Below are 14,199 nucleotides of genomic sequence, written 5' to 3'. Positions count from 1 at the left end.
CATGTTGGGCTGATGACATAATAACAATATTCCCAACAGTCATGGCCTTGCACCACCAAAGATAAAGTCTAGGATTGGTCAAAGAAACAACTTTGTTCTATACTTACAACTATGGAAATCCTCACACAAACCAATTCAAGTCAAGGAGAATTAGATAAACGTCAACTCTTCTTTCAGCACTTTAAAAATTGCCCAATGCCAGATAATGAGCTCTTGCAGAATCTAGGTTTGTTCATGAACAGGCAAACTTTATCTAGATTACTTTTTATGGATCATTAATATCAGCAAATCATCAATATTCATGGAGTAGTAATGGAATTTGGTGTACGCTGGGGACAAAACCTAAGTCTCTTTAGTAACTTCAGAGGAATGTACGAGCCCTACAACTACTATAGAAAGATTGTTGGCTTTGATACTTTTGCAGGTTTTCCTTCTGTAACTAAAACAGATGGCAATAGTCATATCGCTGTCAAAGGTGCTTATGGAGTAACAGAAAACTATGAAGAATATCTCGACACTGTTTTAAATTATCATGAAAGTGAATGTCCACTTCCTCATCTTAAAAAATACGAACTTGTTAAAGGTGATGCCACCAAAACTATAACTCAATACCTCAAAGACTACCCTGAAACAATTGTGGCATTAGCATATTTTGATTTTGATATTTACGAGCCAACCAAAGACTGTCTCAAAAAAATCAAACCTCATTTAACCAAAGGTAGTGTTATCGGCTTTGACGAGCTCAATTGCAGAGCCTTTCCTGGTGAAACGATAGCCTTCGATGAAGTATTTGGTAAAAACAATTATAGTATCAGAAGAGTTCCAAACAGCCCAACTACTTCTTACATTATTTTTGAGTAGACTTGATTAACCACATATCCTGCAAAGCTTTTTGAAAACGCAGGATATGTTTTTCCACTTTCATCTCCGAAGCTTCAAGGTCCTCTCTTAAAACAGACTTATACTCTTCTATTCTAGTTTTATTATTAGCTAATTCAATGGCTTTATCATGGTAATCATCAAGATCAGTCGCTACAAGCTCTTCATGTCCAATATTAATCAAAAAATTCTCCGACATTCTACCAACCCATCTATCACCAGCCAAGGCGATCACAGGAACTCCCATCATAAGACTTTCAATCGTTGAAGTACCGCCACCATAAGGGAATGGATCAAGAGCAATATCAATATCATTATAACCACGAAGGAATTCAGCCCTGGTTATAGAATTTCTAAAAATCAATCTATCCTTATTAATACCATTCTCATAAAATCTTCTCACAATAAAATTTTGATTAGATTCAGAACCAACAAAATGGTTATCCATCAATAATTTTGCATCAGGACAAGAATGTAAAATCTTAGACCAAAGTGCGAGTACCGCTGGGGAGATTTTGTGCGAACCATTCATCGAACCAAAAGTGATATAACCATTCTTAACAAAAGAAGGTTCTAAAGTAACTTGAGTTGGCAAATCAAAGGAATCACAGTGAAGGCAGCAATGATCCATTTTATAAACCTGTTCAGTATAATACTGCTCCTCTCCCTCTTTAACAAAATGCCCATCTGTAAGAATAAAATCCATTTCTTCCATTCCCAAAGTACCAAAGTAACCAACATGAGTAACCTGCACAGGAGCTGAAGAATAACGAAAAACTCCTAATCGATGACCAGCAGTAAAACCAGACATATCAAATAAAATATCAATCTCATCTTCAAAAATAGATTGAGCGAACTCAGCATCATTCAGCTTCTCCACCTTGCGAAATTCGTTAGCCATCTCTTTATACTCAAGAGTTAGATCATCTTCAATCGAATTATTATGATAGAAAAACAAGTCAAACTTGTTTCTATCAATCCCCTTTAAAACCTTGAATAAATAATAACTGACAGGATGGCGGCGCAAATCAGCAGAAACAAAACCAACTCTCAATTTTGTTTTAGATGAATCAAGCCGCTTTGTAACAGCTTCAGCATAATTCGTCTCAATCAGAGGAAGCATCTGCTGAGAGTACTCTAAAGCCAATTTTTGGAAATCAGCCAGACCACGTGCTGGATCTTTATGTGAATTAAAAAGCAAGCAACTCAAGCTACGCTCATCTGTGGGATCAAGTTCTCTTGCTGCAGCGTAATGCTTGATTGCAATTTCATAAAGCCCTGTATCTTTTGAGGCAAAACCAATATTGAGATGCAGGTCTCTATCTTGAGGCTTGGCTTCCAATGCTTTCATAAAATACAGTATCGCCTCATAATTCTGCTGATCTTTAGCCAAAGCTCTCCCTAAGCAATCATAAACATGTGGCTGCTCAGGATTCAAAGCCAATGATTGCTTATAAGAGCTAATCGCCTTATCAAACTCTGCTATTTTTTCATAGGCATAACCAAGTTTGGCAAAGATATTAAAATCATAAGCATTAATAGCAATTGACTTTTCTAAAGACGATACGGCGTTCTGGTATTCTCCAAGCTTGATTTGCACTTGCCCTAAAACGTTGAGTGCTTGAATATCTTTTGGGTTTTTACGCAGGACTTTTTTGAGCAAATAGACAGCATCAGCAAAATTAGATTTGCCGATAAAACCCAGTGATTTTTTTATTGCGCTATTCATAGAGTTAAAAGCTCTCTATAGACAATTTTCCACCCAGCTAGAACTTAATCACTAGACATAATCACCGAAGACCATCGGTCATTAGACCTAGGAGCGTGTAACCCAGCCCATATTGATAAACTTGCATTTTGATATTTGGGTAATATGGGCTGGATGACAAGCTCCTAGAACAAATGACCTAGAAAAATAAGAAGACTGGACTTTTATACAAGACTCTCGGTGATTGATCTAGGGAATCATTAAACTATGCAAAAGACCTTGGCAAGCTCATTGAAAAAATCAATCAAGCTATTAAATAGTGCCAAAATTCCTGAAGCTATTGACTATCTCAAACAAGTCATTAAAAGACATCCACAAAGCACAGACCCTCTTAAACTACTTGCAGAGATTTATATGAAAGATACAGGAGAAATGGAAAAAGCTCAGGAGTATCTCGAAAAATCACTTTCAATAGAAACCAACGATGTCATAAGTTATTTCTACCTAGGCTTGTGCCTAGAAAAAGCCAAAAAACTTGACCAAGCATTTGAAGCTTATAAAAAAGCTCACTTTCTAAGCCCCCAAGACGGTCCTATATTACATTGTATCGCCCGTATACTCAATCAAACCAAACATCATGCAGCTTCAATTTTTTATGGAAAAAAAGCATTAGAATATTTACCCAATGAACCAATGCTATATACCGACCTTGCCTACATGTGCCATGGACTTGGCATGTCGACTGAAGCCTACGGCTATTACAAGAAAGCTATAGAGTTAGAGCCCGACAATAAAACCAGCTATAGCGGTTCAATATTCGTCGCTCATAAAGTACCAGGTATCAGTCATCAAGACTTGATGCAATTAGCCCAGGGCTACAATCAAAAATTCATTCAAAACAAAAAACAAGATCTTTGCTTTGATCACACGAATAGGTACGACAAGGGCAAAAAACAATTCAAACTTGGTTTTGTTTCAGCTGATTTCAAGAGACACCCAGCGGCATACACCTTAATTTCAGTATTTGAAAAATTGGATAAATCCAAATTCGAACTAAATCTCTATTACAACAATGTTGATGAAGATTTCATGACAGAGAAATTCAAAAAAATTGCAAATCAGTTCACTTTCATTAAAGAACTTAATAATGAAGCATTGGCGCAAAAAATCAATGATGACCAGATTGACATTCTATTTGATCTATCCGGCTTTACTTCTGGTGAAAGACTTGCAGCAATTGCATATAAGCCAGCTCCCCTTCAAATAACGCATGTTGGCTACTTTGGTACACTAGGTATCCCAGAAATTGATTTCGTTATTGCAGACGAAATATCCATACAAAAATCTGAAGAACAGTTTTATACTGAGAGGGTCTACAAAATGCCACATTGCTACACGCATTGCAAGCAAGATGGTGTTCCTCAAGCAAACAAAGAAGCTCCATGCATCAAGAATGGCTATATCACCTTTGGCTCATTCAATACTTTTCACAAAATCTCAAAACTGGTCTTGCTTACCTGGATAGAACTACTTAAAGCAATCCCAAATTCCAAATTGCTTTTTGACTCACGATCAATGCTACAAGCTAGTGACTTAGATTTCTTTAGAAATTTCTTTATTGAACGTGGCATTAGCATTGACCGAATTATATTAAGATCCAATATTGAGCGTAATGATTTTCTTAATAGTTATAATGACGTAGATATCGCACTTGATCCATTCCCACTTTCTGGTAGTAGTACTACTCTGGAAGCTCTTTTAATGGGAGTTCCTGTCGTGACACTTGCTGGTGATAAATGGTCTGGAAGAATGTCAAGTAGTTTATTAAATACAATTGGGCATCACGAATTAATAGCCAATAGCATCGAAGAATATAAAAGTAAACTGATTGAATTAGCCCAAAATCCAAGCCGAATCCAAGAATACAGAACAAACTTAAATCAAGAAATGCAGGAATCCCCCTTAAATATCAATCAATACTTAGTTGCCTTTGAACAAGCCATGCTTGATATGTGGCAACTTAAATGCAACTCGCAGGGTTAAGACATTGCATTTTTCAGTGCATCGTTATATATATATAGTAAGATAAAGCTAATGACTATGACTATTGAAAGCTCAACGACAGATTCTAGCTTGCAAAACAGCAAGTATGACGTATCAATTTTTATCCCCGTCTATAATGAAGAAGAGAACATCAAATTGCTTGACGACAAAATCAAAGCAGCCCTGGATGGTCACGATATCACCTATGAGGTTATTTATGTAGATGATGGTAGTTCAGACAAAAGTTTTGAAGTACTTAAATCAATTGCTCAGGGTAACGAGCATATCAAAGTACTCAAATTTAGACGCAACTTTGGTCAAACTGCAGCAATGTCTGCCGGGATTGATGCAGCGAGTGGCAGAGTCTTAATTCCAATGGACTCAGATCTGCAAAATGATCCAAACGATATACCAAACCTACTTGCAAAAATAAACGAGGGTTACGACGTAGTTAGTGGTTGGCGCAAAGACCGCAAAGATACTTTTATCAACCGTACGCTTCCTTCAATGATTGCAAATAAACTAATTTCTTGGCTTTCAGGTGTGAACTTACACGATTATGGTTGCACTCTCAAAGCCTATCGTTCAGAAGTAATAAAAGATATTCGACTTTATGGAGAGCTACATAGATTTATTCCAATTTGCGCAAGCTGGGTTGGAGCCAAAGTTACAGAGATCCCAGTCCAGCACCATGAAAGACAATTTGGTGAGTCGAAGTACGGCATCAATAGAACCTTTAAAGTAGTTCTTGATTTAATGCTCATGAAATTTTTAACTGATTACATCACTAAACCAATTTATGTTTTTGGTGGGATCGCCTTTATTTCAATCTTGCTTTCTTTTGCAAGCTTTGTTGCGGCTATCGCACTTAAGTTCACCAATCATATACAACTAGATGGAACGCCACTACCTTTACTTGGGGCAATGTTCTTTACAGTTGGCGTGCAGATCTTTATGATGGGCATCCTGGCTGATTTAGTGATGCGCACTTACTATGAATCACAAAATAAAAGAACTTACTCACTAGAGGAAGCTTTAAACCTGCATGATTAAAAGCATCCCACAATTTACAGGATGTTTAATCATCCTCTGTCTTTTACTGAACCCGATTCAAGCTGAAACACTCAAAACTAACCTCAATTACCAATTACCTGAATCTCAAAAAATTAAATTGCGAGTAACCAAAGTTCCAAAAAGATTCCCCTGGGTCGAAAGGGACCTAGATGGCAAAGTAGAGCTGCCAGAGATTGGCAGTACCATAATTGCAGAAAATATCGAAGCAATTGCAATAAAAGATCCCTACGGCAAGCTAGCTATAATCAAAGAAGGATCCAAGTTTTATGCAGAAATCACAAAGAAGAATCAAGCCCAAAGCTTTTGGCGTAAGGGCAATGTCAAACTAGAATTTTTTAAACTAGAACTTCAACAAGGTCAAAAAATAGATATTAGTGATATGGGTTTTGATTCTTCAAAGAATTCTAATTTGTTCACCACTGGATTAAAAAATATCGGCATCACAGCAGCTAGTGGATTAGCTGGTGCTGTTGTAGCTCCAATGGTAGTATTTCAAATCTCTTCAATTGCAGGCTTAAGCTTAGCTTCTAATCCAATGTTGGCTGGTAGCGTTGCAGCCATCGGTGGTGGTATTGGTATTAGCCACGGTATCAAGCGCAAGGGTGAGTCATTCATTATTGAACCTGGCGCAGAATTAGAAATAGAAATTAAAGAACCTTGGCTAATAGCTCAAAACATAGAAAATCCATCAGGACTTGTCTCAGAAACGATTCAAACAGAATCGAAACAACCAGATTTCAAACTAAATATAACCCAAGTCAAAAAATCTAAAGACGACTTTGGGGACAAATGTATCAAAGTCAGCCTTGAGTATGAGAATAAAACAGGACAGGAATTAAGACATAGCTCGTTTCAACTTGTCGACAGTATGGGCAAACAATACGAACCAACGCTGATGAGTTCAGGATCATCTATTTTTGGGAAGCTACCAAAACAAGGAAAACTCAACTTGTGTTACACAAGCGAGTTTCCTAACACTACCCACCACTTAAAAGTTGTAAGATATTTTGATAGAACGACTATTGCTAGTCGCAAGATCGTATTACGTTAAATTAAAGCTATTACGGTAACAGACTAAGAGCCAATTGCGGCGAATTATTAGCCTGCGCCAACATCGCTCCAGCAGTCTGTTGCAGAATCTGATTTCTTACCAGTACACTACTTTCAGAAGCTACATCTACATCCATAATTCTTGATCTTGATGCACTAGCATTTTCAATTGCAATTGATGCAAATTCTAACTTAGAATCCAATGAATTTTGCATAGCACCAATATAAGATCTCATTCTTGAAACATTGTCAACCATACTATCAATATTAGCTATTGTTCCTAAGGAAGTAGTACCACCACCAACTGCAGTAACATTACCACTACCGCCAACATGGAAAGTATCAAGGTCAATAGCTCCTTCGCCCAAAGATCCAACTGTAGTTGCACCAACTGTAATATGTACACCTGTTGCAGCAGTACCAGAAGCAAATGCCAAAGTGGTTGTATCACCATCATTAGCACCAGTCTGCAAGGTATAATTAGCAGCACCACTCAAAAGAGTATTGCCATTAAATGCTACGTCACTTGCCAAGGCACTAATTACATTAACTCGTTCATTGATTTCTCTTTGAAGCGCATCAAGCTCATCATCCGAATTAGTTCCATTCTCTCCCTGAACAGCTAGTTCTCGAATTCTTTGTAAGTTGTCTTGAACAACTCCCAAAGCTCCTTCGGCCGTTTGCAAAAAGGAAATACCGTCGCCAATATTTTGTTGTACTTTTTGAAAACCTCGTATCTCAGAAGTCAACCCCTGTGCAATAGATAGACCTGCGGCATCATCGCCAGCTCGGTTGATTCTATATCCAGTGGACAATCGCTCAATTGATTTTTGCAAATCAAAAGTATTGTTACTAAGTGCTCGTTGAGCAAATAGACTCTGTGTGTTTGTATTTATTGAAATTGGCATTTTGTCTCCCTCACATATGCTGTTCTCACAGCTATACTAGTTATATCGGTCATATGACCTAGATTCTTTAGCCTATTTTCAAAAAAAATCAAAAATTCGCAAAACAACAATGTTCTCAATGTATTCTTAGTTACGGTAATAAAGTTAAAGCCAATGAAGGCATGTTATTCGCTTGTGCCAACATTGTTGCAGAGGTTTGTTGCAATATTTGATTTCGCACTAATAAGCTCGATTCAGCAGCAACGTCCACATCCATCACCCTTGATAAGGCATCAGAAGCATTGACGATCGCATCACTCGTATAATCAAGCTTAGACTCCAATCCATTTTCCACGGCTCCCAAGTATGAAGTCATCCTGGCAACATTGTCGATCATAATATCAATCCCAGTCAGTGGACTAGTTGTAATGGTTGTAGTACCACCATTACTATTAACCGTACCACCAACATGCAAGTCATCAAGGTTAAAGGCAGCACCTTCGCCAATACTACCAGCCGTTGTAACGCTACTATCTATGTGAATACCTGCAGCAGTACCACCAGCCAAAACAATACTAGTGGTCTGGCCATCATCTGCACCTGTTTGCAAAGTTACATTACTGGCACTTTTAATTATAGCGACACCGTTAAAAGTAGTATCTGTACCAATATCATCAATAGTTGTCACTAATGAATTAATTTCTCGCTGTATAGCATCAAGCTCATCAGAGCTATTGGTACCACTGGCAGATTGCACCACCAATTCTCGAATCCTTTGTAAATTCTCTTGGACAATCGAAACAGCTCCCTCAGCCGTTTGCAATAAAGAAATACCGTCACCAATATTCCTCTCTACTTGCTGCAAGCCACGCAGCTTAGAAGTATGGCCTTGAGCAATTGTTAAACCTGCAGCATCATCAGCCGCACGATTTATTCTATATCCAGTTGAAAGCCTTTCTATTGACTTTTGTAAATTCGAAGTATTCTTCGATAAAGCATTTTGAGCAAACAAGCTCTGTACGTTAGTATTAATGACAATGGACATATCCATTCCCCCCCATATATAGCACTATGACAGCTTGTTAAGAACCTTTTTCATGGACCCGACTAGAAAACTTTGTTTTCTGCGTGTCAACAACCCCATGCGTCTTAGTACTTTGTTTATTAGACTTCCCCTGAAAGTCCTCTACTCTATCTATCGGTCATTTAACCTAGCAACTTTAATGTTTTTCAAAAAAAAATTATCTTTTTTATCAGGATACCGTCCAAAAAAAATTGCTTACCACAAATCAATTGTGCTAAGTCATTGTGTTACAAGGCGTGATTGAAAAAGTGGCCCAGTTTACACCAGGCCTGACACGCTCCCTCGAATTGAAAAACTATATTATTTACGGAAGTAAACTAAGTGCTATCTGCGGAGAATTATTAGCCTGAGCCAACATCGCTCCAGCAGTCTGTTGCAAGATTTGATTTCTCACCAAGTTACTACTTTCTGAAGCTACATCTACGTCTTGAATTCTTGATAGTGAAGCGGCTGCATTCTCTGCTGCAATATCAGTGTATTCAGACTTAGACTCCAATGAGTTTTGAACAGCACCAAGGTATGATCTCATTCTTGATAAATTATCAATCACCTGATCAATATCAGACACAGTTGCAGTGTTGTTACTAGTAACACCACCTGCTGAATCTACAGCCATGCTTGTTACACCAAGGTGAATACCATGAAGCACAAAGCTTGCAGCAGTACCTTCAACTATTGATCCAGCGTCTGCAGTGGTACCTGTCCTAGCCTGAGTTATATCAATCTCAATACCGACATTGGCAGTCTGTCCTCGTCTTAAGGTAATGGCAGTAGTATCACCATCATTCGTACCTGTCTGCAAGCTTATATTATCAGTAGCCGCATCGTTGTCATAAAGAAGAGTTATTCCATTAAACTTTGTTGCCTGCGCAATCTCATCAATAGTGTTAACTCTTTCGTTAATTTCTCTTTGAAGCGCATCAGCCTCATCAGCAGAGTTGGTTCCATTAAGTCCTTGAACCACTAGTTCTCTGATTCGTTGCATATTGTCTTGAATAACTGCAACTGCGCCCTCTGCCGTTTGAATAGCCGAAATACCATCGCCAATATTTCTTTTAGCCATTTGGAAGCCTTTGATGTCAGAAGTTAACCCCTGAGCGATACTTAATCCGGCGGCATCGTCGCCAGCTCTATTAATTCGATATCCAGTGGATAATCTCTCGATTGATTTTTGCAAATCAAATGTATTATTACCTAGCGCTCTTTGAGCGAATAGGCTTTGCGTGTTTGTGTTTATACTAATCATGGTGTGTGTTCTCCGTCTTGTCTAAACCTTGTAGCCCAGACTAATTCATTCTATCGGCCTATTTACCTAGAACCTTTAGCCTATTTTCAAAAAAAATTCATCCCATGCTAAAATATCATTGATATGACTACTGAAACTCAACTACTCGGCAAGAAGGCACCAGCCATAAAATTGCAAGATCAGAGCGGTGAGATAGTAAATCTCCAAGATTTCAAGGGTTCCTATGTCATTATTTTCTTCTATCCAAAGGACATGACTCCTGGTTGTACTACTGAAGCTTGTAGTTTTAAAGACAATATGGCAAAACTCACCAAGCTTGGCGTTCAAATACTCGGCATTAGTTGTGATGATGTTACAAAACACGAGAAATTCTCGGATAAATACAAACTCAAATATCCATTACTTGCTGACGTAGATAAAGAAGTTGTAGCAAAATATGGTGTTTGGGTTGAAAAAAATATGTACGGCAAAAAATATATGGGTATTCAAAGAGATTCTTTTTTGATTGATCCTCAAGGCAAAATAGTTAAACACTATATCAAAGTCAAACCAGCAGAGCATGTTGCCCAAGTAATTAAAGACGTTAAGGAATTACAAGACTAATTGGCCAACTTTCCAATAGAAGTAGAAATTCTAGTTAAACCAGCTGGGTTTTTCAAGACCGGTAGGCTTGCATTAATTGAAGCTCTTGCTCACGGATTCAGTAACAATGCTATTGCCGAAGAACTTGATATCTCAATCAAAAGTGTTGAAAGAATTCTCAACGAAATCAATACCAAACTCGGTAATAAAGCAGGCAAAGAATATAAAGATCTTAGCAAAATTTTCAATCCCAGATTGCGTTTATTAACGAGTCTCATTGCCACTGACATCTGCGAAATCCATACAAATACATCAATGCGCTATATTGAAAACCTCACTGAATCACTAGAACAGACTCTCATTTTGTGTTGTGTTGGTTTCTCCAATAAAACTATTGCCGAACTTTTTGAAGTGAGCGAAAAAGCAATCGAATTAAGGTTCACGCATCTCTTTGACTATTTTGGTGTTGACACCAAATCACTTAGAATAGAAAACCCTCGTGTTAATCTCTTCATTAGTGCCTATTGCAGAAACAATATCAAGAAAGCTCAAGTAAGCAGACTTTATAGAGAGACTCACTTTAATCGACTCGATGAAATTTTAATGAAACCAGCTGCGTTTTTAGATAGATTAGATGGTGATTACAAAATCATTGGCTAGCCAGTAGTCAGGTTTGCCTCTTACTTTCAAAAAACTTACGCAAAAGATGCAAACTCTCTTCCTCCATAATCCCACCTATTATTTCCATATTTTTGGTAGCAAGGTTATGACGCGAGCCAAAAGCACCTGATTTAGAATCAAAAGCAGCAAATACGACCTTCTTTATATGTGCTTGCAAAATAGCACCGGCACACATAGCACAAGGCTCCAAATTCACATAGATACTCGCTCCTTCCAAGTTCCAAGATCCAGTCTGAGCAACAGCTTCTTCAATTGCGTTAATTTCGGCATGTCCCAAAATTGAAGAATCTCGTTCTCTGGTATTTAAAGCTTCAGCAATAATCTCACCATTTTTAACAATGATTGCAGCCACAGGAACTTCAGTCTCAGCAATTGTTTTTGCCAATTCTATAGTTCTTGCGATATATTCTCGATCTAAGATTTCCTAATTCTAGCGCAAGCAGGTTCAAAAGATGTCAAATAGACTTGTTTTGAAAATCGAAATTATCTCCAAAGGCAACACGCGCATTCCGCGCGGTTGCTACCTTTTTTTGAGCGACCTGTACATCGAAACTGTGTTTCGATGTACAGGTCTAATGGATAAGGGTTGAGACTTTGTCCTTCAGTGGAACCTTGAAGGTTTGCTACAATAACAGAAGTGCTCGACCTAAAGATCAAAACTATCAAAGAGATACTAGAGCCAGTTGCCACTGACTTACAAGAGCTTGATAATCGCTTAATCAATGAAATCAGTCCAAGCTCCCGTGCACTTTGTTCTATTTTGCAAGAAATTTTTGCAGCAGGTGGTAAGCGACTAAGACCTGCCCTCAGTTTTCTTCTTATGAGAGCATTTAACCAGAATATTGATGAAGCAAGTTTTTTGATTGCTGAGATTAGTGAATTAATTCACACAGCAAGCTTGGTACATGATGACATTATCGACAATTCACTCATCCGTCGCGGCAAAGCCAACACCAATAGTAAGTTTGACAACGCTATTACAGTAATTAGCGGTGACTTCATGTTTGCAAGAGCAGCTGTCAATCTTGGACGACTTGGCATCAATGAAATAACCATGCTTTATGCTTCTGTATTAGAAGATCTTTGTGATGGTGAGATTAGACAAGTAGAACGTAAGTTCTCAACAGAAGTAGATTGGGATTACTACTACTCTAAGACTTATAAAAAAACAGCTTCATTATTTGAAGCGAGTACCAAGGCTGTTGCAATCAAGCTAGCAAACCCACAAATAGAAGCTTGCGCCAACTACGGCAAAGAATTAGGCTTAGCTTTTCAAATCATTGATGATGTTTTAGATTACAATTCAGATACTCAGACGCTGGGCAAACCGGCTTGCTCTGACCTGAAAGAAGGACAAGTCACTGCACCACTCCTTCATTGCCTTGAACAACTTGCAGCCAATGATCAAACTGCCCATACTGAATTAGTCACAATTATTAACCAAATGGCAAGTGACAAAACTGAGTTTAGTACAAGAGTACTTGAATTAATTGAAACAACTGGATCAATTAACTACTGTAAAGAATTAGCCAAACAACATTGTGCAAAAGCAATTACAGCAATCGAGTTTCTTGAAACAACTAAATATAAAACTGCGCTAATAGAATTAGCCAATTGGGTTGCCGAGCAGTAAGTCCTAACTTAAATAGACTTACTGCAAAAGTCGGAATTATCCTTAAAGCAAACGCAACATTCGTTGCGGTTGCTACCTTTTTTAAAGCGACATCATTAGCAAAACTTTGTTTTGCTAATGATGTCTAATCTTCTAAAACAAACTCAGAAAGTATCGCGTTAAAATCTTCCGCAAAATAGTTATAAGAACTTGCAAAAGCAACTGAATCCTTAGAACCATAAAAATCTTGCATCATGTCATTGATAAGATCATCATCAAAATCGATATAACTCGTGTCATAAATGACATTCACTGAAACAGAACCACACTGAGCAACTTGCTCTACGATATCGTCACGTCTAAATAATAATTCAGAAATCGAGTCTTTAACATAGGAATCGCTAAGGTCTTCATATTGCGACCAATTTTTGGCAGAGAACTGTTCTTTGTCTCCAGCTCCAACGACTGCATGACAGATCGATTGATTCATTCTGCCACAGACGTACAAGTCCTTGATTACCAGGATTTCAGTCAATAATTCTTCTATGCTTGAGTTTGCCATCCCTCCTAATATGAGCAAAATAGACTAGATTTTAACTCCAATTGACGGACTAGACCAAAATACCTAGCCACCCGTACCTGGTACGGGTGGCTATGCTAAAATTCATCCCATGTCAAAAAAATACCTATTTACCTCAGAATCAGTTAGTGAAGGTCACCCAGATAAAATCTGTGATCAAATTTCAGATGCTGTATTAGATGCAATTCTTACTGAAGACCAAGAAGCAAGGATTGCTTGTGAAACATTTTGTACCACAGGTTTAATTGTAGTCGGTGGTGAAATCACCACAACCGCTTATGCACCAATCAGTGAGATTGCCAGAAACAAAGTTCGTGAAATTGGTTATCACAAAAAATCAGGTGGCGGTTTTGACTCTGATACCTGCGCTGTCATGGTGAGTATTGACCAACAATCACCTGATATTTCAGCAGGAGTAACTACTGCCAAAGAAGCTCGCGAGACAAGTTCACAAGACCCAGCTGACGCAGTTGGTGCTGGTGACCAAGGACTCATGTTTGGTTTTGCTTGTGATGAAACCGTAGAATTAATGCCACTTGCTATCACGCTATCGCATCGCCTCATGCAAAAACTTGCAGATGTTCGCAAAAATGACCCAGAAATTCATTACCTAAGACCTGATGCCAAAGCACAAGTCACACTTGAATATGAAGATGACAAAGCAACTAGAATTGAGACTATCTTGATTTCGACACAACACGATCCCATCTGTAATGGAGAAAGTGACAATGACAAAATCCAAGCAATTATTGCTCAAGACCTTAAAGCCAAAG

Annotated in this window: 13 protein-coding genes and 1 pseudogene; 8 read left to right on the top strand and 6 right to left on the bottom strand. The window is 38.2% G+C overall.

What is annotated here, in order from left to right:
- Positions 1 to 111: 111 nt before the first annotated feature.
- Positions 112 to 861 (top strand): annotated as a pseudogene (locus tag O3C63_07890) (crotonobetainyl-CoA--carnitine CoA-transferase).
- On the opposite strand, the gene O3C63_07885 reads toward O3C63_07890, so the two are convergent.
- A complete protein-coding gene (locus tag O3C63_07885) occupies positions 848 to 2,608 on the bottom strand; it encodes a tetratricopeptide repeat protein (GenBank protein ID MDA0772848.1) in 1,761 nt (586 codons plus the stop codon). The pseudogene O3C63_07890 and the gene O3C63_07885 sit on opposite strands and share 14 nt — an antisense overlap.
- A 246-nt stretch (positions 2,609 to 2,854) precedes the next feature.
- Between O3C63_07885 and O3C63_07880 the strand changes: the two genes are divergently transcribed.
- Genes O3C63_07880 through O3C63_07870 form a run of 3 tightly spaced genes read left to right on the top strand, consistent with a single transcriptional unit; the run spans position 2,855 to position 6,755 of the window.
- Positions 2,855 to 4,630: a tetratricopeptide repeat protein gene (locus O3C63_07880; protein ID MDA0772847.1), complete on the top strand. Its 1,776-nt coding sequence runs from the start codon at positions 2,855 to 2,857 to the stop codon at positions 4,628 to 4,630.
- A gap of 57 nt (positions 4,631 to 4,687) precedes the next feature.
- Complete coding sequence (locus tag O3C63_07875) at positions 4,688 to 5,683, top strand: glycosyltransferase family 2 protein (GenBank protein MDA0772846.1); 996 nt, start codon at positions 4,688 to 4,690, stop codon at positions 5,681 to 5,683.
- Entirely contained in the window at positions 5,676 to 6,755 is a 1,080-nt protein-coding gene (locus O3C63_07870; GenBank protein ID MDA0772845.1) for a hypothetical protein, read from the top strand. Before O3C63_07875 ends, O3C63_07870 begins: the two co-directional genes overlap by 8 nt.
- A gap of 10 nt (positions 6,756 to 6,765) precedes the next feature.
- On the opposite strand, the gene O3C63_07865 is transcribed toward O3C63_07870, so the two are convergent.
- From O3C63_07865 to O3C63_07855, 3 genes are all read right to left on the bottom strand, one after another.
- On the bottom strand, positions 6,766 to 7,662 hold the full coding sequence (locus O3C63_07865; protein MDA0772844.1) for a flagellin: 897 nt from the start codon (positions 7,660 to 7,662) through the stop codon (positions 6,766 to 6,768).
- Positions 7,663 to 7,792: 130 nt separating this feature from the next.
- Entirely contained in the window at positions 7,793 to 8,692 is a 900-nt protein-coding gene (locus O3C63_07860; protein ID MDA0772843.1) for a flagellin, read from the bottom strand.
- 337 nt (positions 8,693 to 9,029) lie between these two features.
- Positions 9,030 to 9,971 (bottom strand): flagellin, encoded by a 942-nt coding sequence (locus O3C63_07855; protein ID MDA0772842.1) that lies wholly within the window; start codon positions 9,969 to 9,971, stop codon positions 9,030 to 9,032.
- A 123-nt stretch (positions 9,972 to 10,094) separates the two neighbouring features.
- Here O3C63_07855 and bcp point away from each other — a divergent pair, with 123 nt between their 5' ends.
- Together bcp and O3C63_07845 are read left to right on the top strand one after the other, a co-directional pair.
- Positions 10,095 to 10,574, top strand: a complete 480-nt coding sequence (bcp, locus tag O3C63_07850; protein MDA0772841.1) for a thioredoxin-dependent thiol peroxidase — start codon at positions 10,095 to 10,097, stop codon at positions 10,572 to 10,574.
- Positions 10,575 to 11,213, top strand: coding sequence for a LuxR C-terminal-related transcriptional regulator (locus tag O3C63_07845; protein ID MDA0772840.1), 639 nt, complete (start codon positions 10,575 to 10,577; stop codon positions 11,211 to 11,213). It begins immediately after the preceding gene.
- Positions 11,214 to 11,220: 7 nt separating this feature from the next.
- Here the strand turns inward: O3C63_07845 and O3C63_07840 are convergent, their stop codons facing one another.
- The gene (locus tag O3C63_07840; protein ID MDA0772839.1) at positions 11,221 to 11,637 is read right to left on the bottom strand and encodes a nucleoside deaminase; all 417 of its coding nucleotides are present in this window, start codon (positions 11,635 to 11,637) and stop codon (positions 11,221 to 11,223) included.
- 234 nt (positions 11,638 to 11,871) lie between these two features.
- On the opposite strand from O3C63_07840, the gene O3C63_07835 reads away from it, so the two are divergent.
- The gene (locus O3C63_07835) at positions 11,872 to 12,867 is read left to right on the top strand and encodes a polyprenyl synthetase family protein (protein ID MDA0772838.1); all 996 of its coding nucleotides are present in this window, start codon (positions 11,872 to 11,874) and stop codon (positions 12,865 to 12,867) included.
- A gap of 124 nt (positions 12,868 to 12,991) precedes the next feature.
- On the opposite strand, the gene O3C63_07830 is transcribed toward O3C63_07835, so the two are convergent.
- Positions 12,992 to 13,408: a hypothetical protein gene (locus O3C63_07830; protein ID MDA0772837.1), complete on the bottom strand. Its 417-nt coding sequence runs from the start codon at positions 13,406 to 13,408 to the stop codon at positions 12,992 to 12,994.
- Between the two features lie 109 nt (positions 13,409 to 13,517).
- Between O3C63_07830 and O3C63_07825 the strand changes: the two genes are divergently transcribed.
- A partial coding sequence (locus tag O3C63_07825; protein MDA0772836.1) for a methionine adenosyltransferase occupies positions 13,518 to 14,199 on the top strand: 682 nt, incomplete at its 3' end.

This window comes from Cyanobacteriota bacterium (assembly GCA_027618255.1).
Taxonomy (GTDB): domain Bacteria; phylum Cyanobacteriota; class Vampirovibrionia; order LMEP-6097; family LMEP-6097; genus JABHOV01.
The sequence above is the reverse complement of the archived record's forward strand: the minus strand, read 5'-3'. Positions and strand labels throughout refer to the sequence as shown.

Excerpts from the sequence above, each read along its gene's own strand:
- O3C63_07855 (MDA0772842.1), bottom strand. The coding sequence starts at position 9,971 with ATGATTAGTATAAACACAAACACGCAAAGCCTATTCGCTCAAAGAGCG.
- O3C63_07860 (MDA0772843.1), bottom strand. The coding sequence starts at position 8,692 with ATGGATATGTCCATTGTCATTAATACTAACGTACAGAGCTTGTTTGCT.
- O3C63_07875 (MDA0772846.1), top strand. The coding sequence starts at position 4,688 with ATGACTATTGAAAGCTCAACGACAGATTCTAGCTTGCAAAACAGCAAG.
- O3C63_07885 (MDA0772848.1), bottom strand. The coding sequence starts at position 2,608 with ATGAATAGCGCAATAAAAAAATCACTGGGTTTTATCGGCAAATCTAAT.
- bcp (MDA0772841.1), top strand. The coding sequence starts at position 10,095 with ATGACTACTGAAACTCAACTACTCGGCAAGAAGGCACCAGCCATAAAA.
- O3C63_07830 (MDA0772837.1), bottom strand. The coding sequence starts at position 13,408 with ATGGCAAACTCAAGCATAGAAGAATTATTGACTGAAATCCTGGTAATC.
- O3C63_07880 (MDA0772847.1), top strand. The coding sequence starts at position 2,855 with ATGCAAAAGACCTTGGCAAGCTCATTGAAAAAATCAATCAAGCTATTA.
- O3C63_07865 (MDA0772844.1), bottom strand. The coding sequence starts at position 7,662 with ATGCCAATTTCAATAAATACAAACACACAGAGTCTATTTGCTCAACGA.
- O3C63_07870 (MDA0772845.1), top strand. The coding sequence starts at position 5,676 with ATGATTAAAAGCATCCCACAATTTACAGGATGTTTAATCATCCTCTGT.